The organism is Amycolatopsis sp. A1MSW2902 (assembly GCF_017312175.1).
GTDB classification, from domain to species: Bacteria; Actinomycetota; Actinomycetes; order Mycobacteriales; family Pseudonocardiaceae; genus Amycolatopsis; species Amycolatopsis nivea.
The window spans coordinates 7,081,807-7,104,233 of sequence record NZ_QJPO01000001.1; the positions used below are offsets into that span (position 1 = coordinate 7,081,807).

Here is a 22,427-nt window from a genome sequence, read left to right on the forward strand (position 1 = left end):
GGCTTTCCCAGGAGAACCTCATGCAGATCGCAGGCTCGACCGCACTGGTCACCGGTGCCGGACGCGGACTCGGCACCCACTTCGTCCGCGCCCTGCTGGACCGCGGCGCGGCCAAGGTCTACGCCACCGCTCGCCGTCCCGTCGACCTCGACGGCGCGGTGCCGCTGCCGCTGGACGTCACCGATCCCGATTCGATCGCGGCCGCCGCTGCCGCCGCCCCGGACGTCACGTTGCTGATCAACAACGCCGGAATCGCTTCCTTCACCGACCTGGTGACCGGCGACCTGGACTCGATCCGGCGGGAAATGGAGACCAATTTCTTCGGCCCGCTGCGGGTAATCCGGGCATTCGCGCCAGGGTTGAAGAATGGCGCGATTCTGAATGTTCTGTCCGCCCTGTCCTGGGCGACCTACCCGGGCTCCGCGGGATACGCCGCGTCCAAATCGGCGGCGTGGAGCATGACCAACTCGGTGCGGCTGGAACTGCTGGCGCAGCACACGCTGGTGAGCGGCCTGGTCATGGCCAGTACCGACACCGACATGATGGCCAGCTTCGACATCCCGAAAAACGACCCCGCCGACGTCGTCCGCGCCGCGTTGGACGGGTTGGAAGCGGGAGAAATCGAAATCATCGCGGACGCGGACAGCGCGACGGCGAAAGCCGGGCTGTCCGCGCATCCGACGGTGCTGTACCCGGCGCTGCTGGGCGACTGAGGTCGAGCGGGCAGGGATTCTGCGCGAATACGCCGTTCGCTCAGTTGCCTGTTCCGGAGCCGGTGCCGCCGCCGTTGCCGAACCCGGGGCCGTTGTTGCCGTTGTTGCCGCTGCCGCCGTTCTGGCCGTCCGGGACGCGGTGGCGCTGGCCGGGACCGCCGTCGTTGAAGCGGTGGCCGCCCTGGTGCTGGCTCATGCCGGGCCGGCCGGGATGGTGCGTCGCGGCCATGACGCCGCCGACGATCCCGCCGCCGACCACCAGTCCCAGCACGCTCACCGCGACCAGTTGCGTGGCCCGGTGGGCGACGAACCGGCGGAAACCGCTCTGCTTCGGCGGCGGCAGGGGCATGCCCCACGGGCCGGGTTGAGCGAACTGACCGGGCTGATTCGGCTGCTGATTTGGCTGCTGAGCGGCCGGACCGGCGTGCTGACCCGCTTCCGCGGAAGACGCGCCTTGCTCAGCAGACGGTCCCGGCTGACCGAGCTGGCTGGTCTGCTCGGCGGACGGCACCGGCTGGCTCGGCTGAGTAGCGTCCCCGGCCGATCCCGCCTGGCCACCCGCGGCGGCCGGGCCCGCATCAGCCGAAGCCCCGCCCAGGTCCCCGGTCCGGCCGAACTGCTCAGTCGGTTCCTGCCCGGCAGGCTCGCCAGGCGAGGGGTTCTTTTCGTCGTTCATCGTCGGTCCTCCGGGCTGCGCGGGCGGGAGGCGGGGTGTCCCGGCTCCCACCCCCGAGGGTGACCGTCGATGCTGTGGAGAAGCTGAATCCCAGCTGTGTACTAATCCGGCCAAAAGTAGGCCGCCCCCCGCCCGGCACGTAACCGTTGCTACGAAGTCATTAGGCCGTGGCTGTGGTCGGATTAGTACCGATCGGCACAGTAATCCGCGCGCCGTTCACAGGTAGAACGACAGGAACAGGGTCACGACCCAGGTCGCGCCGAGCACCTGCAGCACGCGGTCCTTCAAGGCGATCTCGTCGGGCGCGCCGGCGTTGCCGCCGTCCACGTCGACCGCGTAGCGGAGCACCGCGATCACGAACGGGACCATCGACACGACCGCCCACACCGAGTTGTGCTCGGCCTGGCGGATCTCGAACGCCCACAGGCAGTAGGACATGATCAGGATCGCCGCGGACGTCGCCCACACGAAGCGCAGGTAGCTCGCCGAGTACTTCTTCAGCGAGGACCGGATCTTCGCGCCGGTGCGCTCGAACAGCATGATCTCCGCGTACCGCTTGCCGGCCACCATGAACAGCGAGCCGAACGCCGTGACCAGCAGGAACCACTGCGACATCGCGATGCCGCCCGCGACGCCGCCTGCCACCGAGCGCATCAGGAAGCCCGAGCCGACGATCGCCAGGTCCACCACCGGCTGGTGCTTCAGCCCGAAGCAGTAGCCGAGCTGCACGGCCTCGTAGACCGCCAGCACGATCGCCAGCCGCCAGTCCGCCGCGAACGACACGGCGAGGCCGGCGAGGAAGAACACCACGGCCGCCGCGTAGGCCACCGGGACCGGGACGATGCCCGCCGCGATCGGGCGGTTGCGCTTCGTCGGGTGGGCCCGGTCGGCCTCGACGTCGACGGCGTCGTTGATCAGGTAGACCGACGAGGCGGTGAGCGAGAACGCCACGAACGCGATCAGCGCGTCGATGACCAGCTCGGTCCGGTTCGTCGCCTTGGAGAACGCGAAGAACGGCGCCGCGAAGACGAGGACGTTCTTCACCCACTGCTTCGGCCGCGCGGTCTTGATCACCCCGAGCACGAGGCCCACGGGGCTCGTGCCGGAGGAAGGGGTCGGGGCGGCCGGGGATTCAGGCTTCTCGACCTTCTCGGTCTTCTCGACCTTCTCGGTCGCCTCGGCCGCGTCGGTCTTCTCGGCGGCCGCCTCTGTCGCTTCTGCGGATTCGGCCGTACCGGACGCGTTTTCGGTTCGCTCGTCGGTCGTTTCGCTCATCGCTTCTTGGTCAGCTTCCGTCGGATCAGACCGCCGACGACGCCTCCCAGGGCGGCTCCGGCCAGAACGTCTGTCGGATAGTGAACGCCGAGCAGCAGCCTCGAGGCGAGCATCGGCGGTACCAGGGCGGGGACCAGGTTACGCCCGGTCAATCCGGAGTAGAGCACCGCCGCCGCTGTCGTCGACGTCGCGTGCGACGACGGGAAGCTCAGCTTGCTCGGCGTGCCGACCAGAACCTCCACGCTGGGATGGTCCGGACGGCGCCGCCGCACGACGCGTTTCACGGCGATCGACGCGGCGTGCGCGCCCACCACTCCGGCCGACGCGACCAGCCAGTCTTTGCGCCGGTCGCGGTCCACCGCCGCTCCGAGCAAGCCCAGCGCGAACCATCCCGCGCTGTGCTCCCCGAACAGCGACATTCCCCGCGCGACCTGCACGGCGCCCGGCTTCTTCAGCACCTTCTGGGTGCTGGAGAGCACGGCCACCTCACCGCGCGGGGTGTCCTTCTCAAGCATCGATCGACCCGTCCAACGGCGCACCGTCGGTCAGATGCGGGGCGATCTTGTTGTCGAACATCGACAGCGCCGACCCGATGGCCATGTGCATGTCGAGGTACTTGTACGTGCCGAGCCGCCCGCCGAACAGCACGTTCTTCTCGCGCGCCTCGGTCTTCGCCAGCTCGCGGTAGCTTTCCAGCTTCTCGCGGTTCTCGGCGGTGTTGATCGGGTAGTACGGCTCGTCGTCTTCCTTCGCGAACCGGGAGTACTCGCGGAAGATGACCGTCTTGTCCTTCGGGTAGTCCCGCTCCGGGTGGAAGTGGCGGAACTCGATGATGCGGGTGTAGGGGACCTCTTCGTCGTTGTAGTTGACGACGGAGGTGCCCTGGAAGTCGCCCGTCTGGGCGACCTCGGACTCGAAGTCGACGGTGCGCCAGGTGAACCGGCCCGCCGAATAGTCGAAGTAGCGGTCCAGCGGCCCGGTGTAGACAGTCGGGGTGCCCGCCGGGATGTGCTCGCGGACGTCGAAGTAGTCGACGTTCAGCCGGATCTCGATGTTCTCGTGCTCGGCCATCTTCTCGAGCCACGCGGTGTAGCCGTTGACCGGCAGACCCTCGTAGGTGTCGTTGAAGTACCGGTTGTCGAAGGTGTAGCGGACCGGCAGCCGGTTGATGATGTTCGTGCCGAGGTTCTTCGGGTCGTTCTCCCACTGCTTCGCGGTGTACCCGCGGATGAACGCCTCGTAGAGGGGACGGCCGATCAGGGAGATCGCCTTCTCCTCGAGGTTCTGCGCGTCCTCGGTGCGGAACTCGGCGGCCTGCTTCGCGATGAGCTCGCGCGCCTCGTCCGGCGTGTGCGACTTGCCGAAGAACTGGTTGATCAGGCCGAGGTTCATCGGGAACGAGTAGACCTGGTCCTTCACCCGCGCGAAGACCCGGTGCTGATAGCCGGTGAACTCGGTGAAGCGGTTGACGTACTCCCACACCCGCTTGTTGGACGTGTGGAAGAGGTGCGCGCCGTAGCGGTGCACCTCGATGCCCGTTTCGGGCTCGACCTCGGAGTAGGCGTTGCCCCCGAGGTGGTGGCGGCGCTCGAGGACCAGGACCTTCTTGCCCAGCTCGGCCGCGGCCCGTTCGGCGATGGTCAGGCCGAAGAAACCGGACCCGACGACGACGAGGTCGTAACCGCGAAAGTCGTCTTCAGTAATCTTGGCGGAGTTCGTGTGCTCGCTCACGGGCGCTCAGGGTACGCAGTCGCGCGACCGCGTCCCGAACCGACCTCGGCATCCCGCCAGGTTTTACCGGCACTACACACGTGAGAAGCATGCCTGCACCAGACACCTTCTGGACCTATCTAGGCGCGGTCGCCAGCTACGTGGCCGTGCTGGCAGTCCCTGGCGGCCTCATCGGCCGGGCCGCGGGAGTGCGCGGGTGGGCCCTCGCCGGGCTCGCGCCGCTGCTCAGCTATGCCGTCACCGGCCTGGCTGGGCCCTGGTTGTCGACTGTCGGTCTCCCGTACAACGTCTTCACCGCCGCGGCCTGCACGCTGCTGCTGGCGGGGGTCGCGTGGGGAATCCGGCGGCTCTGCCTCGTCCGCGGCTGGATCACCCCGGGCGCGGAGGAGCCTCCGGTCGTCTGGAGCACGCGCGCGCAGTGGTCGGTCGCCGCGTGCGTCGCGGTGGCGACGGCGCTGTCGATCGCCGTGGTGCTGTCCGCGCGCGGCGGGACGACGGCGGTCTTCCAGCGCTGGGACACCGTCTTCCACGCGAACGGCATCCGCTACATCGCCGACACCGGCGACGGCTCGCTCATCGGCATGGGCAAGATCAACTGGTACCCGGACGGATCGTTCTATCCGAACGGCTATCACCTGGTCGGCGCGCTGGTTTACCAGATCTCCGGGACGAGCATCCCGGTCACGCTGAACGCCATCACCATGCCGGTCGCGGGCATCTTCGCGCTGTCGATGGTCGCCCTGGTCCGCCAGATGGGCGGCCGTGCGGTCTTCGCGGGCTGCACGGCCCTGATCGCCGCTGCCGCGACGACAGGCGCGTACGAGTCGGTGTCGAGCGGCCTGCTGCCGTACGCGCTGGGGATAGTCCTCACGCCGCTCACGGTGGTCGCGCTGCAACGCTTCCTCGTACGCCCGGGCGTCGACACCGGCCTGGTCTTCGCGCTGTCCGCGGACGGTCTGCTCACCGCGCACTCGAGCGCGCTGTTCGGCGGTGTCCTGTTCGCGGCGCCGCTGGTGCTGCAGCGTTGGTACCGCTCGCTTCGCAGGCTTCGGGTGGACGGTGTGCCTGAAGGGCGCAACGGGCTGCGGGTGATCGGCGGCGACATCGTGCGCACAGTGCCGGTCATGGCGGCCGCAGTCGTCTTCGCCGCACCGCAGATCCTGGGCGCGATCAAGTTCACCTCCGGCTCGTACCCGTACCAGCCGTGGAATTCGGACCTGCCGGTCCTGTCGGCGCTGAACATGCTCGGCACGTTCCAGCAGGTGCTGCACACGCCGCAGCTCTGGCTCACCGTGCTGCTCGTGGTCGGCGTGCTGGCCTTCCGCACCCTCGACCGGATGCGCTGGCTGATCCTGTCCGCGATCGGGTTGTCCGGGCTGTTCGTGCTGGTCACGTCCTACGGCGCCTCGCCGCTGGTCATCTCGCTGTCGCGGCCGTGGTGGAACGACCGGTTCCGGCTGATGGCGCTCGCTGCGATCCCGCTGTGCCTGCTCGCCGGGCACGGCATGGCGGAGCTGCAGCGCTGGACGGCGCAGCGGATCCGCTCGATCGGCTGGGCGAAGGCGCGGCCGAGGGTGGTCTCCCGGCTCGGGATCGCGGCGGCGGCGGTCGTCGTGGCCGTGACCGCGGTGCTGACCGGCGGGTTCTACCGCACCGCGAACGCCACCGCGGTGTCGTTCCTGTACTACAACGGGCCGGAGGGCGAGGTCACGCCGCCGGTCAGCCCGGACGAGATCGCGGCCATGGAGTTCCTCGGCCGGATGCACATCCCGCCGGACGAGAAGGTGCTGAACGACCGGCTCGACGGCACCGCGTGGATGTACGCGCTGACCGGCGTACACCCGGTGGCGGGCCACTACGACGGCGGCGGCCCGGTCTCGCCGGACGCGACCTACCTGGCGCTGCACTTCCGCGATTACGACCTCGACGTGCGCGTGCGCGAGGCGGTCCAGCGGCTGAAGGTGCGCCACGTGCTGGTGGGCAGCGGCTCGATCGCCAAGGGCGCGCCGATCTCCCCCGGCCTGCGCGACCTCATGGGCAGCGATTTCCTGCAGCTCGTCTACCGCAACCCGGGCGCGCAGATCTACACGATCATCAGGTGACTCTCGTGACCGCGGCCTCCCCCGGCCGCGGTCACGAGGGGCTACTCCGCCTTGAGGCCCGGCAGCACTTCTTCGACGACCTTTTCCAGCACCGATTCGTGCCCCTCGTACGGCCCGCTCGAGCGCGGCCAGTGCGCGATGACGTCGGTGAAGCCCAGCTCACGGGCCCGTTCGGTGGCCTCGCGGAACGCCGCGACGCTGCTGAGCGAGAACACCGGCGCCGCGTCGAGGCTCAGGTACCGCTGGATGCCCGCCAGGTCCCGGCCGGCCGCTTCGGCCCGCTGTTCGAACGTGGCGACCAGCTCGGCGATGCCGGTCCACCATTCGTCGAGGGTGTCCCCGCCGCGCCCGGTGGTGACCCAGCCCGCGCCGAACCGCGCGGCCAGCGTCATGGTGCGCGGGCCGTTGGCCGCGACCAGGAACGGCAGCCGGGGGCGCTGCACCGTGCCCGGCAGGTTCCGCGCGCCGCGCGCGGAGTAGTACTCGCCGGAGAAGTCGAAGTTGTCGGTCATCAGCAGCCCGTCGAGCGCCTCGACGAACTCGGTGAAGCGGTCGACCCGCTGCCGCGCGGTCAGCTCCGGAGCGGCCAGCACCTGCGCGTCGTAGCGCGAACTGTCCACGCCCGCTCCGACGCCCAGCACGAACCGGCCGTCGGACACGTCGTCGAGGGTGATCAGCTCGCGCGCGAACGGCACGGGGTGCCGCGCGACCGGCGAGGCGACGAAGGTGCCCAGCCGGATCGTGGAGGTGACCATGGCGGCCGCGGTGAGGGTGGGCACAGCGGAGAACCACGGCCCGTCGACCAGCGACCGCCAGCCGAGATGGTCGTAGGTCCACGCGTGGTCGAAGCCGTACTCCTCGGCCGCCCGCCATTTCGGCTCGGCCGCCCACCAGCGGTCTTCAGGGAGAATTACGATGCCTGCTCGCACGAGGCCGACCGTAACGTCCGGCACTGACATTCGCTCGAACGGGCGGCGACCGGGAGAATGGCAGGCGTGGAGAAACCCCGGTTGATCGCGTCCGACGTCGACGGCACCCTGCTCGGCCCCAGCGAACAAGTGACGCCGCGCACGGTGTCGGTCGTGCAGCGAGTACTGGCCGACGACGTGCCGTTCGTGCTGTGCACCGGCCGCCCGCCGCGCTGGATCGCGCCGATCGCCGGACCGCTCGGGCTGACCGGCTACGCGGTGTGCGCCAACGGAGCCGTGCTGCTCGACATCGGCACCGACTCGGTGGTCGCGGTGCACGGCGAACTCGAGCCGAAACTCCTGCACGACCTGGCCTCGGCACTCGACAAGGCCCTGCCCGGCTGCCGGCTGGCGGCGGAACGGATCAGCACCGGATCGGTCGACCACGAGCTGCGCAATTTCGTGATCGAGCCGGAGTACCACAACCCGTGGGGCGACGAGGAGAGCCGCATCGCGCCGCGCGCGGAGGTGCTGGGGAAAACGGCGATCAAGCTGCTGGTCAGCCGGCGCGGGATGACGTCGGAGGAGATGGCCGAAGCGACGAGCGCGGTGCTCGACGGAGCGGTGGACGTCACGTATTCGTCCTCCGGCGGGCTGATCGAACTGTCCGCCCACGGCGTGACGAAGGCGACTGGGCTCGCGGACATCGCCGAGCGCTTCGACGTGCCCCAGTCGTCGGTGATCGCCTTCGGGGACATGCCCAACGACGTCGAGATGCTGCAGTGGGCGGGCCACGGCGTCGCGATGGCCAACGGCCACCCGACCGTGCTGGCGGTGGCGGACGAGGTAACCGGACCGGCCGCGGAGGACGGGGTGGCGGAGGTTCTGGAGCGCTGGTTCTAGGCGCTCAATGGGGTTGTTTCAGTAGCGCGGTTCGCGGCAGCGGTGGTTGCCAGGACGCTGCGGGTCCCGGCCGACTAGGCGCGCCGGCGGCTCCTCCCCCGAGGCCCGTGAAGGGCTCCTTCAGGGAATCTGATTCCCTCAAGGAGCCCTTCACAGACGTCAACTGGAGCGGAGAAGCAACGCCGCCCGGTCGACGCCGCGCATCGCCGCACGCCGCACTACTGAGAAACCCCAATGTGGCATTGGGTGCGTCAGATGCACCCAACGCCACATTCGGTGCGCTCAACGCACCCAATGCGGCATCGGGGCGCTCAAGAGCGGCGGTCGAGCGCAGCCGCCTCCTCGGGCGTCGGCGCGCTGCCGCCGAGGTGGGCGGGCAGCCACCAGCGCTCGGCGTCGCTCTCCGGGGCCTCCGGGTACTCCGCCTGTGCCTTCTCCAGCAGCTCCGACATCCGGGCGCGCAGGTCCGTCGTCAGCGCTTCGCACGAGTCCTCCGGGCCGGGGCGCATCGGCTCGCCGATCACCACCGAAATCGGCACGTGCCTGCGGGTGAGGTCGCGCGGACGGCCCTTCGTCCACAGCCGCTGCGTGCCCCACAGGGCCATCGGGATCACCGGCACGCCCGCCTCGGCGGCCATCCGGACCGCGCCGGTCTTGATGTCCTTCACGGTGAACGACTGGCTGATCGTGGCCTCCGGAAACACGCCGACGACCTCGCCCGCGCGCAGCCGCGCCACGGCTTCGTCGTAGGACGCCTGCCCGGCGGCGCGGTCCACCGGGATGTGGTGCATGCCGCGCATCAGCGGGCCGGCGACCGGGTTGCTGAAGATCTCCTGCTTGGCCATGAACCGCACCAGCCGCTTCGCCGGGCGGGCGCCGAGGCCGCAGTAGATGAAGTCCAGGTAGCTGACGTGCGTGCAGGCGAGCACCGCACCGCCCTGGGCGGGCACGTGTTCGGCGCCGGTCACCCGGAGGCGGTTGTCGAGCAGCCGGAACATCAGCCGCGCGGCGACCAGGACGGGCGGGTACACGAATTCAGCCATGCGCCAAGGCTACGGGACCGTAGGTTTCCCGCCGGTAGGTCGCGCGGGTCGGCTCCGCCACACTTCAGGGGCAGGACACGTAGTGGAAGTCCGGCGCGCGGTCGAGTTCGCCGACGAGCCGGCTGGCGTCGTCGGCGCGCGGGTAGACCGCGATCCAGAACGGCGTCCCGGTGCGCCGGAAGGTCGCGACGCGGTACCAGGCGGGCAGGTCGTCGGCACAATCCTGGCGATCGGCATATCCCGACCGGCCGGGCACGGCGAGCGTCGACCGTTCCGCGTCCATCCCGACCACCAGCACGTGCGAACCGGCGCGGCTCGCGAGCAGCCCCGGCGACCCGGCGCTCACGGTGGACCCGGGCGGCAGGTAGCGGGCGAGCCAGTCGCCGACCTCGGCCAGTTGCGCTCCCTGCGTGCTCCAGGCCCGCACGCGCTCCAGCACTTCAGGACTGAACACGGAGACCGCCACCGCTACCCCGGTGAGCGCCGCGGTGACCGCCGGAACCGCCCGGGAAATCGCCCGCGGCCTCGGCACCGGAGCGAGGACGCCGCACCCGGCCACCGCGGCGACCGCCAGCAAGGGCGGCACCGGCACGAGCAGCCGCCACGACAGTCCCGGATCCTCCTCGAAAAGCACCACGATCCCGGTGTGGCCGACGGCGAGCGCCAGCACCAACCACAACGCCGACCGGGCTTCCACCGCGCGTCCCCGCGATGCCACCAACCCCGCCACCACCGCGGCCGGGACGAGAAAACCCAAGTGCGCCAAGGCGAAGCCGCCCAGATACGGCCAATCCGGCGCGGGCGGCAGACTCACGTCCGACGCGAACCGGTCGTAGTAGGTAACGCGCCAAGCCGTCCACGGAGCCAAGAACACCAGCGCGCCCAGCACAAAACCGACCGGTGCCCACCAGGTGTGCCGCCCGCGCACGGCAGCGAAACCGAGCCACCCCGCGCCGACGACCGCGAGCGCAATCCCTTCCGGCCGCGTCATCACCGCGCTGGCCACGAGCACGCCGGCGACCAACGGCCGGCCCGCCACCAACGCGTACGCGACACAGAGCATGAGCAACGCGAACATCGGCAGCTCAGTGCCCGAAAGCCCGTACACCGCAAGCCCGTTCGCCCCCGCGGTCAGCAACGCCGCCGCGACCCCGATCGCGCGCCGCGGCTCGGCCCCCTCCGGCAACCCGAGCGCGGCAATGCGGTTGGCGAGGAAATACGCCATCAACACGCATCCCAACGCGGCCACGCCACTCAATACGACAGCTGCCGACGGCACTTCCGCACCGAATGCCCCGCGCGGCAAGGCGATCGTTACGAGCCAGAGGAAATTCGAGTACGTCTCGCTGCGGTCGCCAGGGTTGAAGACCGGGCCGTTGCCGTCGGCGATGTTCTGCGCGTACCGGAAGCTGACGTACGCGTCCTCGGTCGCGGTGGCGAACAACAGCTGATGCAGCAGAGAAAACCCGAGAACGAGCAGAAGAACCGCGACCCGCCAGCTCCGGTCCTGCCCCATCCGCCGCCAGGCGGCGACGACCAGCGCGGCCAGCGCCAGCCATCCCCCCACGACCGCGTAAACCACGCGCCCCCAGCCTCCCGCGCCCCTCACCCGTCCAGCCGACCCCCGGGCGGACCGTTCCTCACCGGCTCCAGTCAAGCGCGCGGCCGCGCTTCCCGGACATCAGCCGTTCGGGTGTATATGGGGTGCGGCTAGCCTAAGGCCCGATTCCCATCCGCCACGGGGAGCAGGCGGACGCCGATAACTCGAGGAAGACTGTGCCGAGCGACCCCACAACGTTGTCCGTGGTAGCCAGCATCGCCTGCTGCCTGCTCGTGCTCGGGATTCCCGGGCTGATCACCGGCGCCGCCGCCGGATTGCGCGGCTGGCTGCTGGCCGGCCTGACCCCGCTGCTGAGCTACGCCGTCGGCGGCCTCGCGGGCCCGTGGACAGCGGCGATGGGGCTGCCCTTCAACGCCTGGACCTATGCGCTGGCCACCGTCATCTTCGCGGCTGTCGCGTTTGGACTCCGGTGGCTCACGGTGCGCCGGTGGCGGCCCGAGCGAGAGGTGCGGGCCTGGGAACCGCGGGCGAACTGGGCGGTCGGCGCCTGCGTCGTCCTCGCCACCGTCATCGGGTTCTACACGGCCGCGCACGGCATGGGCCACCTCGGCGCGATCGCACAGGGCGGCGACGCGCCGTACGCGGCCAACGGCGTGCGCTACATCGCCGAAACCGGCGACGGCAGCCTTTTCGGCATGGGCACGGTGAACTGGTACGGGGACGGGAAACCGCCTTTCTACCCGAACGCGTACCACCTGCTCGCCTCCGTCCAGTACACGCTCAGCGGCGGTTCGATCCCGCTCACCCTGGACGTGAACACGGCCCTGCTGCCGGGCTTGCTGGCGCTTTCGCTCGCGGTGCTGGTGCGGGCGTACCGAGGCCGCGCGGTGCTGGCCGGAGCCGTCGCGCTCGCCTCGGTCGCGCCGGTGATGGGCCTGTACGAGTCGATGGACCGCGGGCCGCTGTACCCGTTCCTGCTGGGCATGGCGCTCACCCCGTTGGCCGCCGTGGTGCTGCGCCGGTACCTCGACCGGGTCGCACCGGACACCGGTTTCGTGCTGATGATCGCTGCGGTCGGACTGCTGTGCATCCACTCGTCCACGTTGTTCGGCGCGATCCTGTTCGCCGGGCCGCTGCTGGTGCAGCGCTGGATCGAGCGGTGGCGCTCGATCGGCAAGGACCTGCTGGCACTCCTGCCGATCGCGGTGCTGGCGATGCTCGTGGCGTGGCTGCAACTGTTCGGCGCGCTGGGGCTGGCGAACAGCTCGACGGTGCAATACCTCGGCTGGCCCAGCGAATGGCGCGCGACGACCGCGCTCGGCGCATTGCTCGGGTTCCAGCATTTCGAACCACAGCCGCAGATTGTGCTGTCGGTGGCGCTGCTGGCCGGTTTCATTTTTTTCCGCAGGCTTGGCTCGCTGCGCTGGATCGGCTTGACCGCGCTGGTCACCGGCCTGTTCTATATGGCGGTCTCGTCCTCGGACGCACCGCTGGTCATGGCACTGGCCCGGCCGTGGTGGGACGACCCGTACCGGTTCATCACGATGGCGATCGTGCCGCTGTCGTTCATCGCGGGCCACGGAATCGCGGGACTGCACGAGTGGCTGAAGGAACGACTGCCCGCGCGGGTGCCGCCGGCAGCGCTCGCCGGGGTGGTCCTGGTCGCCTTCGCGGGAGCCTCGAAAGGCCTGTACACCGAGACCAACAGCGAGGTGGTCGCGCGCGGGTATCACCGCCCCGATCCGCACACCCTGGAAATCACGCCCGGCGAGGAACGCGCGATGGCGGAACTGGGCAAGCTCGCGAAGCCGGGTCAATGGGCGATGAACGACCGCTGGGACGGCACGCCGTGGACCTACGCGCTCAGCGGCGTCCGCACCGTCGCCGCCCACGACGACGGCACGAGCCCGCCGTCGGATGCCGTGCTGCTGGCCGCGAAATTCCGCGACTACGACACGGACCCGGCCGTCCGCGCCGCCGTACAGCGCCTGAACATCCACTGGGTGATCCTGGGCCGCCCGGCGGCTCCGCCGAAGCGCGCCTATGCGGATCCGGGCGTGAACGGGTTGGCGGGGCTGCCGTTCCTGAAAGAGGTGTACCGCAACGAGGACGCGGTGATTTACCAGCTGAATCGCTGAGGGCTGGTCATTCCAGGATCAAGTACGGCCTCTTCAGCACCCGGAAAATATACTGATCGGGCCCGACTTTATCGACCAGAGTGCGAAAGTTCGCCGCACTGAGCACCGAGTACAACGTCTCCTCGAGGATGTCCTTCGCGGCATCGTCCGAATCGGCGACCACAGTTTTCCACTTGACGGTGACGCCGTACGGCGGGCCCGCGTGGACCTCGACCACCGCCCCCGGACTCGCCTCGGCCCACGCGTGCACGACAGCCGGGATCCCCATCCGCACCAGCTCGTCGCGGGCGAGATTCGCCAGTTCAGTCCACGACTCGACCGCTTCCGCCGAAGCCTGGACAGCCTCGCCGCCCTCGGTGGACCACGTTTCCATCAACCGAAGCGGATCAGACACTCTTGGCCCCCCTCAACCGGGCCGGCGCGGCCAAAACCCGGAACTCGTAGTACCTGTGCGCGGAATTGTCGATGAACACTCGGAAACCAGCCTTGTCGAGCAAGCGGTGCACCGCACGCTCTATCATCCCGGTCACTTCGAACACCCGGGCCACCAGCGGGTCGTCCATTTTCTGCGCGATCAGCTTCTCCCGAAAACTCTCCGTATCGATGATGGGCGCATGCCAGCTGAACAGCACTCCGTACGGATACCGGTCGGCAATATGAATGCACACCCCAGGAGGAGTGTCCAGAGAAACGGGGTCGCGGGAAGTGCTGATCGAGGCAGGCAGCCCTAGCCGTTGCAGTTCAGCACGAGCCAGGTTCGCCAATTCGACCCAGGTCGCGACCGCCTCGTCCGGAGCGCGATCCTCGAGCGCCTGCTGCTGGTCAAGCAGGGATTTCTTGGAGAATTGGAACGGGTCTGTCACAGCGGTTCCTCATCATTGTCAACCCGTCCGGACGGAGGGTCTTATTCTCGACAAAATACCGGAACCAGCCTCAATGTGACTCTCCTCACAGCACGTAATACCCACCCGTCACCGGCGATAGCAAAGCGGACGATCTGCAGCGATCAATCGAATGGATTGACATACACATGAAAGAACTGGGGATAGGCAGCAATTACGTCATTCGGTCTATGGACCGCGAAAGCCGTCACTGGTATTCGGCCTGCCGCGCCCGGTCCTAGCCGCCGATTACGCCAGCACTCCATCGGACCGAGAAGGAAGAACGCCTGTGCCTCGAAGAACCCGCAGCATCCTGGCTCTCTCCGCAACCCTGGTCACCGGCGGCGTACTGACCGCCGTCCCGGCGCACGCGATTTCCGGGGGAACTGTCGTGCCCTCCGGGACGTCGGGCTACCTCGCGCGCATCGCGACCCCCACGAAGGCATGCTCGGCCGCGCTGATCGACCCGTCCTGGGTCATCACCTCGGCAACCTGCCTGACCGCGAGCGCAACCGGTGCGCCTACTGAGAACGCGACGGTCAGCGTCGGTGCCGTCGACGTCAGCACCGGAGCAGGAACGAACGCCAAGGTCGTCAAGGTGATCGGCCGGACCGATCGCGACGTCGCGCTGGCGAAACTCGACAAGCCCGCTGCCGGGATCGCGCCGGTCGCATTGGCCACGACTGCCCCGGTGAGCGGGGAATCCCTCCAACTGGCTGGCTTTGGCCGTACCGCGACCGAATGGGTGCCCGCTCGGCCGTCTATCGCCACGTTCTCGGTCTCGTCGGTGAACGCCACCGAGGCGTCGGTGACTTCAGCGAACGGTTCGGACACCTGCCTCGGCGACGCTGGCGGCCCCGCTCTGCGCACGGTGGGCGACAAGGTCGAAGTCGTGGCCGTCAACAGCCGTTCCTGGCAGCACGGCTGCCTCGCGGTGACCGAAACCCGCGAAGGCGGCACCGAAGCCCGGGTCGACGACATCGCCGATTGGGTCCGGCAGAACACCGTTCCCGCCCCGGTGACCTGTCCGAACGGCGCGACCGTGTGGGACGCCCGTTCCGACGGCTCGATGTGGCGCTACGTGCACCGCGATCCGGCGAACGGCGCCATTTCCTGGGACGTGCCGACCAAGGCGATCGGAACCGGATGGACCGGACGGCAGATCGCCGGCAAGGGCGGGGTCCTCTGGGACGTCCACCGCAACCTCGGCGCGGGCGACAGTGTCCCGAGCGGCGTGCTCCGGCGCTGGACGTGGAGCGCGGCCAACGGCTGGGGCGGCGGCAACGGGGTCGGCGGCGGCTGGGAAAAGTTCCTCACCCCGGAGTACCAGAACCGCGTCACCGTCGACCAGGCCGGCCGCATCCTCGCGGTCGACCAGCTGGGCCAGCTGAAGGCGTACGTCTGGAACGACGCCACCAACACGTGGGTCGACGGAAACGGCCAGCTGATCGACACCGGCTGGGGAAAGTTCGACTCCATCACCGCGGCGGGCGACGGGGTCCTCTACGCCCGGACCCCGGCAGGCAACCTGTACCGCTTCGTCTACGACTTCGGCTCCGGAAAGTGGACCCAGCGCGACAAGTCCGCCGGCGTGGGCTGGAACATGTTCACCGAGATCTTCTCGCCGGGAGCCGACATCCTGTACGGCCGCGGCGCGAGCCTGTCGGGCGACCCGACGCTGCTCTGGTACCGCTATTCGCCCAACACCGACACCTGGTCCGCGAACGGCGCGGGCACTCCCGTCGGATACGGATGGAACACCGACATCCACGTGACCGCGGCACCGGACTCGTGCCGGTTCGCCTAGCGAATCAGCTCCGCTGACCAAGAAAGGCCCGCCCGAACCCGGGCGGGCCTTTCTCGTACGCAAAAACTCAGGCAGCGTCGACCGGGACGGCCCGCCGAGCGGCCATCTTCGCGGCGAGCGCGGCGAAACCGGCCGTGAGCAGGTCCGCCACCGTGAACATCACCCGCGAGGCGACCGCGAACGCCGTCGCCTGGCCGACCGTCAGGCCACTCGCCGTGAGGACCGCGACCTGGGCGACCTCGCGGACACCGACGCCGCTGGGCAGGATGAACGCGAAAGTGCCGACCGTCATCGCGACGGCCATCGCGCCCACGCACAAGACCAGGCCGTTGACACCAGGAGCGCCGACGGAGTTCGCCAGCAGCCACAGGTGCACCCCCTGCAGCACCCACGCGCCCATCGACGCGCCGAAGGTCTTGAGCACCACGCCCCAGCCGAGCGGCTCGGACAGCGGCGGGCGGCGCAGGATCTTCAGGACGAGCGAGGTGCCCCAGGTCAGGATCCGCGGGTGCAGCAGCGCGAGACCGACCGGGATCAGCACGAACAGCCACATCGCCCGCGGGCTGTTGCTGAAGACCGCGGGTGCGGCCAGCAGCGACACGACCAGCGCGGAAACGACTCCGACACCGAGCTGGATCAGCGAGCCGGTGAAGATCCGGGCCCGCGCCAGCCCCGCCTTGCGGCCGAGCTCCATCTGCAGCAGGTACGCCCACACCGAACCCGGCACGTACTTGCCGAGCGAGCCGACCAGGCAGATCTGCGCGCCGCGGGCGTAGCCGATCGGCTTGCCGAGGTGGTCGACCAGGATCTGCCAGCCCCAGGTGGACACCATGATCGACAGGATCAGCGCCACCAAGCTCAGCGCCGAGGACTGCCAGGCGACATCCGACAGCGTGTGCCAGAACTCGTCCCAGTTGGACGCCAGGCTCTTCGCCGCGAAGCCGATCACCAAGAGGATGGCGACCCAGCGCACGACGTTGAGCACCCGCGCCTTGGTGGACTTGCGGGCTTTTCCGGTGGTCGGGGCATCCTCAGTGGACGGAGTGTCCTCAGTGGACGGGGTGTCGTCCCCCGGGCTCTGCGTACGAACGGTCGTCACTGCCTCTCAGCTCCTCAGGCCTGTACCGTGACCAGCCGGCTGAACTCGGACAGCAGATCGTAGCCGTCCCAGACCCCGGCGAACGTGAGGGCCGAGCCGAAGGGCACGACCCGGTCCACCCCGCGTCCGGCGAGCGCCGTCACGAATCCGGTCAGTTCCTCGCGGGTGAACCCGAACTGGCTCACTGTCTGGTCCTTGCGCTGCACGATCGGCACCAGCTCGTCCAGCGACGCCACCGAGGCGTTCGCGAACGTGCCCGCGCCCAGCCATTCGCGCGGCATCACCGTGGCGTCGGCCAGCTCGAGCGTCGCCAGCGCGTTGCCGTCGAAACGGATCGACGACACCAGGCCGTCGACCGCCGCGCCGTACGCCGACACCCGCTTCTGCACGGCCATCGCCGGCTCGGTGACGTGCTGTTTCGCTGCCAGCACCTCGGCGAGCAGCCCGCGGAACTCCTGTCCGGCGGCCTGCGCGCCCTTTGCGTCGCCGACCCAGAACACCGCGCGCGGCGACGAGCAGGCGGCCTGGTCGAACCAGTACGAGTCGTTGTAGAAGCCCTCGGCGGCCGCCTTGCGCTGCTCCGGCGCTGCTTCCTGCCAGCCGCGCACCGACGCGATCGCGAACGACGAGCGGTCCGGGAAGGTGAGGTCCCGCGCGTGCGGGGCCAGCGGGTATTTCCGCAGCGCGGCCACGGAAGCGTCGCCGCCCCAGATCACCCGCAGGTCCGCGGCCAGCGACAACGCGCCGCTGACCTCGTCGCTGCGGTCGTAGGTGACCATGCGCTGGGTGGCGCGGATGGTGGCCGCGGTTTCCGGCGAGACGTCTTCCATCGCCGCGTTCAGCGCTTCCAGCACGGCTTCCGCCGCACCGGCCGAACGCGAGGACACGCGCACGACGTTACTGTTGCCCGCCAGCGCCGACAACGCCCACGAGTACACGAAAATGGTGTCCACGTTGGCGGGCGGCACGTGGAAAACGAGCCCGCGCGGGAACCGCAGCGAATCGCCGTTGGTTTCCAAAGTGGACAGTGACTTCGCGAGTTCTCCCTTGCGCAGGAAGAAACCCAGCGAAGCCAGCTCCGGGAAGCGCCGCGCCAGCGCGGGCGCGAGCAGCTTGCGCGCGAACTTGGTGACGAATTCGACCACCCGCGGGTCGCCGACCGTCAGCCTGCCGCCGGGCGGTTCCTCGCGCAGTTCGTCCAGCAGGGCGCCGACCGAAACCGAGTCGCCCAGCGGAAAACGCTGGTCCAAAGCACTCATGCGGCCGCTCCCTGGAACGTGTCCGAGCACCCGCGGGCCTCGGCCTTCGGCAGCCTGCCCAGCACGGAGAAGTGCTTGCCCGGCCAGTCGCCGTCGTCGATTCCGTTGTACACGCCCAGGTCCTCGGTGAGCAGCACGTGCCCCGGGTACGAGCGCGGCAGCGTGCTCACCACCTCGATGACGCCCGGCTTGCCGACCGGCTGCTCTTCCCAGGTCTCCGGGTCGCGGATCACGACGTCGGCGAAATCGGGGCAGTACAAGGAGTTCCCGGACGGACCCTCGAGGAACACGGTGCCGATCTGCTCGATCATCCCGTAGTAGTTGTGGATCCGGGTGAGTCCGGTGTCCTCTTTGAACCGCCTGCGGAACTCGCTGTTGTCGACCGCGCGGTCGATCAGCTTCTTCCAGCCGCCGGAGTGGATGAGGATGCCGTTCGACAGGTCGAGCTTGTGCTCGCGGGCGACCTCGTAGAGGTACTGCCACACCATGAAGGTGAAGCCGAAGATCAGGAAGGGCTTGTCGCCGTACTCGGCGAGGAACTTCCGCACGGCCTCGACGTCCGGCTTGTCGTTCTCGTCCAGCACGTAGGTGTGCTTGCGGCCGAAGTTCGCCATGCCGAGCACGCCCGCGCCGCGCGCGGAGAACGAACGGCGGTTCTTGATGATGCCGATGGTGTCGACCATCAGCATCGGCAGCCGCTCGCCGCCCAGCACCTCCTGCAAGGTGGCGCCGAGCTGCTTCGTCTGCGCGCCCGCCGCTTCCTTGTCCAGGTAGATCCGCGACGCGCCGGCCCCGGTGGTGCCCGAGGACGTGAGGGTCTTGAAGACCTCGGAGTCCGGAATGGACTTCAGGTCGTGCGTTTTGAACATCCGCACCGGCAGCCACGGCAGGTCCGCGATCGTGGCGAACGACGCGTCCGGCGCGAAACCGAGCGAGGAGAGGATGCGCTCGTACCCGGCGGAGTTCGCCCGGTGGTGCGCGGTCAGCTCCGCGAGCTCAGGGAGCAGCGCCGCCTCTCGCTCCGCCTGCGAGCGCGTGAACACACTCATACCCGTCCTTCCAGCGACCGGTAGTCGATCTTCCCGCTGGCCAGCAGCGGCACTGTGTCGATCGGGCGCACGTCGAACCCGCTGGCGTGCAGGTGCAGCCGCTCCGCCAGCGCCCGAGCGGCGTCCTTGCAGATCGCCTTCGCGCCGTCGCCCTCGGGCAGTTCGGCGAACAGCACGACCTTGTCGCCCGCGGGCACCGCGGCCACGACGTCGATGCCCACCGCGGCCGTGCGCACGGCCTGCTCCAGGTCGTCCAGGCTGACCCGGTTGCCGAACACCTTGCCGATCCGCTTGAGCCTGCCGGTGATGTACAGATACCCCTCGTCGTCGAGGTACCCGAGATCCCCGGTGGCCAGCATTCCGCCGTATTCGTCGCCCGCGCTCAGCCCTGCTTCGTCCTCCGCGTAACCCATCATCACGTTAGGTCCACGGTAAAGGACCTCACCGACAATTTTGGGGTGCGTGGTTTCCTCGCCGTCGTCGCGGCGGATGGAGAACGAACCGCCCGGCAGCGCCGGACCGGCCGAGCCGATCTTGTCCGCGAGCCGCTCGGCGGGCACCGTGGTCATCCGCGGGGACGCCTCGGTCTGGCCGTACATGACGTACATCCGGCCGCCGACCGCGAGCATCTTGTCGTTGAACTCGGCGACCAGGTCGTCCCGCAGCTTGCCCCCCGCCTGGGTGAGGGTCCGCAGAGTCGGGTACTTCGCCGGGTCGAATTTCAGCCGGCGCAACATTTCGTAGTGATAGGGCACGCCGGACAGCGAAGTCACGCCGTGTTCCTTGACTGAATCCCAGAATCCGCGGCCGAGTACGCCTGAAGATTCGATAACCACAGTCGCACCGCGCAAAAGGTGCGAATTGAGCACCGAAAGGCCGTAGCTGTAGTGCAGCGGCAGACAGGTCGGAGCGACCTCCTCCGCGTCGATCGCCAGCACCTGCGCGATGGCGTCGGCGTTGGCCAGCAGACCCTGCCGGGACAGCCGGACAAGCTTCGGATTGCCGGTGGAACCGCTGGTCGGGAGCAGAACGGCGAGGTCAGGGTGCGGGACCGCGCCCTCGGCCGACTCGCGCACCCAGTGCCCGTTCTCGGCCCGGTAGCCCTCAGGCGCGTCCGCTTCGGGCGCGGCCAGCACGGCAGCCGGCCGGAACCGGGTGATCAGGCCTTCGAGCACCTCCGCGTCGAGCGCGGGGTCGATCAGCGCGATCGCCCGTCCCGCCTCGAACGCGCCGAGGTACCGCAGCACGCTGTCCAGGTCCAGCGACATCCGCGCGAACAGCACGCCGGGCGGGAGCTCCGCCAGCGCGGCCGCGGACCGTTCGACCTCCGCCGTCAGCTCGTCGCCCGCCAGCGTGCGGCCACCGGCCACATCGACCAGCCGGGACCCTTCGCCAACCAGATTCACCGAACCTCCTCGTCGTGCCCGTGAGCGTGCATGCCGGCGAGAACCGGCATATCCGGGCTCACAACACCAAGCCGCCGTCGATGCCCAGGATCTGGCCCGTCACGAAGGCCGCCTCGTCGCTCGCCAGGAAGCGGATCGCCTTCGCGACCTCCTCGGGCTTGCCGAGCCTGCCCAGCGCCGTGTCCTCGATGCGCTCGGCGATGACCTTCTCGCCGAGGTGGGACGTCATGTCGGTCTCGATCACCCCGGGCGCGACCGCGTTGACCCGGATGTTGTGCCTGCCCAGCTCCTTCGCCGCGGACCGGGCGATGTTGCCGACCGCGGCCTTGGAAGCGGCGTACGCGGTCTGCCCCGCGCTGCCGTTCTCGCCGACGATCGAGGCCAGCAGGACGATCGCACCGGACTTGCGCCTGCTCATCACGCGCGAAGCGGCCTGCACGGTGTTGATCGTGCCGCCGACGTTCGTCTTGAACATGCGGTCGACCAGGTCTTCGCTGATCATGCCGAGCAGCGCGTCCTCGAGAACGCCGGCGTTGGCGACGACGATGTCGAGCGCCCCGTGTTCCTTCGCGACGCCGCGCACCAGCGACGAGACCGCTTTTGCGTCGGTGACGTCCAGCGCGAGACCGGCCGTGGCGCCCGCCTCGGCGGCGACTGCCTTCGCCCGGTCTTCGTCCCGCCCGGTCAGCACGACGGTGGCGCCCGCTTCGACGAGCGCGCGCACGGTGGCCAGCCCGATTCCGCGCGTCCCGCCCGTGACGAGCGCGACGCGTCCGGTCAGATCAGTCATTCTTGGACACGAGGTCGGTGACCATGTCGACCGCGACCTTGAAGCTCGACATGTCGATCACCTGGTCGGTGTCGAACTCGATGTCGAACTCGTCCTCGATCGCGGCGACCAGCGCCATGTGCCCGACCGAGTCCCACGCCTCGATGTCGCGGTACTTGAGGTTCTCGACGTCCACGTCCCCGTCGAGGTCCAGCGCCTCGACGAAGACCTCGCGCAGCTTGGGGGCGACTTCCGACATCTTCACAGCTCCTAGTGTTCTTCGCGCGGGCGTGCGTCCCACGCCCTCACCAAGGTAGAGAGGTCTTCGGGGAGCCCGTCGTCCGGGAGGTCGCCTTTGCCCTTGACCCACGGGCCGAGCGCCTCGACGGCGGCCTCGTCGAGGCCGCGACGCGACAAGCCCACTGTATTGACGCCCGTGACCCGGGCCGGGTTGCCGACCGTGATGGTGAACGCACCCACCTCGCGGCGGACCGCCGAACCCATCCCGACCATCGCGCCCGGGCCGATGCTGCCGCCCTGGTGCACGACCGTGCCCATGCCGAGGTTCGCGAACGGCCAGACATGGGTATGCCCGCCGAGCATGACGTTGCAGGCGAGCGTGACCTGGTCGTCGACCAGCACGTCGTGCCCGATGTGGCTGCCGCGCAGCACGTAGCAGTCGTCGCCGAGCGTCGTGGCGCGCCAGGTGCCCTGCTGGATGCTGGTGTACTCGCGGATCCGGTTGCGGCTGCCGACGACGACACCGTGCCCGTCCTGAGCCGGGTCGCCGGTCGGCGCGCCTTCCCAGGCGGCCGGGTGCGGACCGCCCCGGTCCTCGCCCGGCGTGCCGATGGTCACGTGCGGTCCGATCCAGTTCCCGTCGCCGATGCGAGCCGGGCCGACGATGACCGCGTACGGGCCGATGACGTTGCCTTCGCCCAGCTCCACGCCCTCGCCGACGACTGCCGTGGGGTGAATCCGGTTGGGTGCCGCAGGTGACACAGTCGGTGATCCGTTTCGTCGCTTCCGGCCTGGACGGCCTGGGGTCAAGGGCTGCCTGCGGCGCCCGGTAACGTGTGGCCCGCGTGCATGCAGGGTGGCCGGGCG

General features: G+C 69.2%; 21 protein-coding genes. 5 read left to right on the top strand and 16 right to left on the bottom strand.

The genetic code is table 11. The features are described from left to right. Window positions 1-20 precede the first annotated feature (20 nt). Window positions 21-713 carry an SDR family oxidoreductase gene (locus DMP23_RS32945; RefSeq protein WP_337823427.1) on the top strand — a complete coding sequence of 231 codons (693 nt, stop codon included), beginning with the start codon at window positions 21-23 and terminating at the stop codon, window positions 711-713. 40 nt (window positions 714-753) lie between these two features. Here DMP23_RS32945 and DMP23_RS32950 read toward each other — a convergent pair whose 3' ends face one another. From DMP23_RS32950 to glf, 4 genes are all read right to left on the bottom strand, one after another. Beyond that, window positions 754-1,389 (bottom strand): hypothetical protein, encoded by a 636-nt coding sequence (locus DMP23_RS32950; protein ID WP_337823428.1) that lies wholly within the window; start codon window positions 1,387-1,389, stop codon window positions 754-756. 216 nt (window positions 1,390-1,605) lie between these two features. After that, the gene (locus DMP23_RS32955) at window positions 1,606-2,664 is read right to left on the bottom strand and encodes a decaprenyl-phosphate phosphoribosyltransferase (RefSeq protein ID WP_337823429.1); all 1,059 of its coding nucleotides are present in this window, start codon (window positions 2,662-2,664) and stop codon (window positions 1,606-1,608) included. Next, the gene (locus DMP23_RS32960; protein WP_037807124.1) at window positions 2,661-3,179 is read right to left on the bottom strand and encodes a phosphatase PAP2 family protein; all 519 of its coding nucleotides are present in this window, start codon (window positions 3,177-3,179) and stop codon (window positions 2,661-2,663) included. Before DMP23_RS32960 ends, DMP23_RS32955 begins: the two co-directional genes overlap by 4 nt. Then, window positions 3,172-4,395: a UDP-galactopyranose mutase gene (gene glf / locus DMP23_RS32965; protein ID WP_037807122.1), complete on the bottom strand. Its 1,224-nt coding sequence runs from the start codon at window positions 4,393-4,395 to the stop codon at window positions 3,172-3,174. Before glf ends, DMP23_RS32960 begins: the two co-directional genes overlap by 8 nt. Window positions 4,396-4,484: 89 nt before the next feature. Between glf and DMP23_RS32970 the strand changes: the two genes are divergently transcribed. Continuing rightward, entirely contained in the window at window positions 4,485-6,497 is a 2,013-nt protein-coding gene (locus DMP23_RS32970) for a DUF6541 family protein (protein ID WP_337823430.1), read from the top strand. Between the two features lie 41 nt (window positions 6,498-6,538). Here the strand turns inward: DMP23_RS32970 and DMP23_RS32975 are convergent, their stop codons facing one another. Next, the gene (locus DMP23_RS32975; RefSeq protein WP_037807638.1) at window positions 6,539-7,426 is read right to left on the bottom strand and encodes an LLM class flavin-dependent oxidoreductase; all 888 of its coding nucleotides are present in this window, start codon (window positions 7,424-7,426) and stop codon (window positions 6,539-6,541) included. Window positions 7,427-7,483: 57 nt separating this feature from the next. Between DMP23_RS32975 and DMP23_RS32980 the strand changes: the two genes are divergently transcribed. After that, the gene (locus DMP23_RS32980) at window positions 7,484-8,308 is read left to right on the top strand and encodes an HAD family hydrolase (RefSeq protein WP_337823431.1); all 825 of its coding nucleotides are present in this window, start codon (window positions 7,484-7,486) and stop codon (window positions 8,306-8,308) included. Window positions 8,309-8,619: 311 nt separating this feature from the next. On the opposite strand, the gene DMP23_RS32985 is transcribed toward DMP23_RS32980, so the two are convergent. Both DMP23_RS32985 and DMP23_RS32990 read right to left on the bottom strand, forming a co-directional pair. Then, window positions 8,620-9,351, bottom strand: a complete 732-nt coding sequence (locus DMP23_RS32985; RefSeq protein ID WP_337823432.1) for a lysophospholipid acyltransferase family protein — start codon at window positions 9,349-9,351, stop codon at window positions 8,620-8,622. Window positions 9,352-9,415: 64 nt separating this feature from the next. Continuing rightward, window positions 9,416-10,933 carry a hypothetical protein gene (locus tag DMP23_RS32990; protein ID WP_337823433.1) on the bottom strand — a complete coding sequence of 506 codons (1,518 nt, stop codon included), beginning with the start codon at window positions 10,931-10,933 and terminating at the stop codon, window positions 9,416-9,418. A gap of 194 nt (window positions 10,934-11,127) precedes the next feature. Between DMP23_RS32990 and DMP23_RS32995 the strand changes: the two genes are divergently transcribed. After that, the gene (locus DMP23_RS32995) at window positions 11,128-13,050 is read left to right on the top strand and encodes a DUF6541 family protein (protein WP_337823434.1); all 1,923 of its coding nucleotides are present in this window, start codon (window positions 11,128-11,130) and stop codon (window positions 13,048-13,050) included. 7 nt (window positions 13,051-13,057) lie between these two features. Here DMP23_RS32995 and DMP23_RS33000 read toward each other — a convergent pair whose 3' ends face one another. Both DMP23_RS33000 and DMP23_RS33005 read right to left on the bottom strand, forming a co-directional pair. Further along, complete coding sequence (locus tag DMP23_RS33000; protein ID WP_337823435.1) at window positions 13,058-13,423, bottom strand: hypothetical protein; 366 nt, start codon at window positions 13,421-13,423, stop codon at window positions 13,058-13,060. A gap of 13 nt (window positions 13,424-13,436) precedes the next feature. Then, window positions 13,437-13,913, bottom strand: a complete 477-nt coding sequence (locus DMP23_RS33005) for a hypothetical protein (protein WP_337823436.1) — start codon at window positions 13,911-13,913, stop codon at window positions 13,437-13,439. A 307-nt stretch (window positions 13,914-14,220) separates the two neighbouring features. On the opposite strand from DMP23_RS33005, the gene DMP23_RS33010 reads away from it, so the two are divergent. Further along, window positions 14,221-15,738, top strand: a complete 1,518-nt coding sequence (locus DMP23_RS33010) for a tachylectin-related carbohydrate-binding protein (protein WP_337823437.1) — start codon at window positions 14,221-14,223, stop codon at window positions 15,736-15,738. A gap of 67 nt (window positions 15,739-15,805) precedes the next feature. On the opposite strand, the gene DMP23_RS33015 is transcribed toward DMP23_RS33010, so the two are convergent. Genes DMP23_RS33015 through DMP23_RS33045 form a run of 7 tightly spaced genes read right to left on the bottom strand, consistent with a single transcriptional unit; the run spans window position 15,806 to window position 22,322 of the window. Further along, window positions 15,806-16,837 (bottom strand): lysylphosphatidylglycerol synthase transmembrane domain-containing protein, encoded by a 1,032-nt coding sequence (locus tag DMP23_RS33015; RefSeq protein WP_337823438.1) that lies wholly within the window; start codon window positions 16,835-16,837, stop codon window positions 15,806-15,808. Between the two features lie 14 nt (window positions 16,838-16,851). Then, window positions 16,852-18,096 carry an acyl-CoA reductase gene (locus DMP23_RS33020; protein WP_337823439.1) on the bottom strand — a complete coding sequence of 415 codons (1,245 nt, stop codon included), beginning with the start codon at window positions 18,094-18,096 and terminating at the stop codon, window positions 16,852-16,854. Beyond that, a complete protein-coding gene (locus tag DMP23_RS33025; RefSeq protein WP_037807099.1) occupies window positions 18,093-19,145 on the bottom strand; it encodes a LuxE/PaaK family acyltransferase in 1,053 nt (350 codons plus the stop codon). Before DMP23_RS33025 ends, DMP23_RS33020 begins: the two co-directional genes overlap by 4 nt. Then, complete coding sequence (locus DMP23_RS33030) at window positions 19,142-20,551, bottom strand: AMP-binding protein (protein ID WP_037807096.1); 1,410 nt, start codon at window positions 20,549-20,551, stop codon at window positions 19,142-19,144. Before DMP23_RS33030 ends, DMP23_RS33025 begins: the two co-directional genes overlap by 4 nt. A gap of 58 nt (window positions 20,552-20,609) precedes the next feature. After that, entirely contained in the window at window positions 20,610-21,341 is a 732-nt protein-coding gene (locus DMP23_RS33035) for an SDR family NAD(P)-dependent oxidoreductase (RefSeq protein WP_037807093.1), read from the bottom strand. After that, window positions 21,334-21,579 carry an acyl carrier protein gene (locus DMP23_RS33040; RefSeq protein WP_037807632.1) on the bottom strand — a complete coding sequence of 82 codons (246 nt, stop codon included), beginning with the start codon at window positions 21,577-21,579 and terminating at the stop codon, window positions 21,334-21,336. Before DMP23_RS33040 ends, DMP23_RS33035 begins: the two co-directional genes overlap by 8 nt. Before the next feature lie 11 nt (window positions 21,580-21,590). Then, entirely contained in the window at window positions 21,591-22,322 is a 732-nt protein-coding gene (locus tag DMP23_RS33045; RefSeq protein WP_037807091.1) for a UDP-N-acetylglucosamine acyltransferase, read from the bottom strand. Window positions 22,323-22,427 lie beyond the last annotated feature (105 nt).

Bases quoted from the DNA above. Each gene is read 5' to 3' on its own strand.
- DMP23_RS32955 (WP_337823429.1), bottom strand. From the start codon at position 2,664: ATGAGCGAAACGACCGACGAGCGAACCGAAAACGCGTCCGGTACGGCC.
- DMP23_RS33020 (WP_337823439.1), bottom strand. From the start codon at position 18,096: ATGAGTGCTTTGGACCAGCGTTTTCCGCTGGGCGACTCGGTTTCGGTC.
- DMP23_RS32960 (WP_037807124.1), bottom strand. From the start codon at position 3,179: ATGCTTGAGAAGGACACCCCGCGCGGTGAGGTGGCCGTGCTCTCCAGC.
- DMP23_RS33025 (WP_037807099.1), bottom strand. From the start codon at position 19,145: ATGAGTGTGTTCACGCGCTCGCAGGCGGAGCGAGAGGCGGCGCTGCTC.
- DMP23_RS33035 (WP_037807093.1), bottom strand. From the start codon at position 21,341: ATGACTGATCTGACCGGACGCGTCGCGCTCGTCACGGGCGGGACGCGC.
- DMP23_RS33040 (WP_037807632.1), bottom strand. From the start codon at position 21,579: ATGTCGGAAGTCGCCCCCAAGCTGCGCGAGGTCTTCGTCGAGGCGCTG.
- DMP23_RS32950 (WP_337823428.1), bottom strand. From the start codon at position 1,389: ATGAACGACGAAAAGAACCCCTCGCCTGGCGAGCCTGCCGGGCAGGAA.
- DMP23_RS32980 (WP_337823431.1), top strand. From the start codon at position 7,484: ATGGCAGGCGTGGAGAAACCCCGGTTGATCGCGTCCGACGTCGACGGC.
- DMP23_RS32970 (WP_337823430.1), top strand. From the start codon at position 4,485: ATGCCTGCACCAGACACCTTCTGGACCTATCTAGGCGCGGTCGCCAGC.
- DMP23_RS32985 (WP_337823432.1), bottom strand. From the start codon at position 9,351: ATGGCTGAATTCGTGTACCCGCCCGTCCTGGTCGCCGCGCGGCTGATG.
- DMP23_RS33000 (WP_337823435.1), bottom strand. From the start codon at position 13,423: ATGGAAACGTGGTCCACCGAGGGCGGCGAGGCTGTCCAGGCTTCGGCG.
- DMP23_RS32945 (WP_337823427.1), top strand. From the start codon at position 21: ATGCAGATCGCAGGCTCGACCGCACTGGTCACCGGTGCCGGACGCGGA.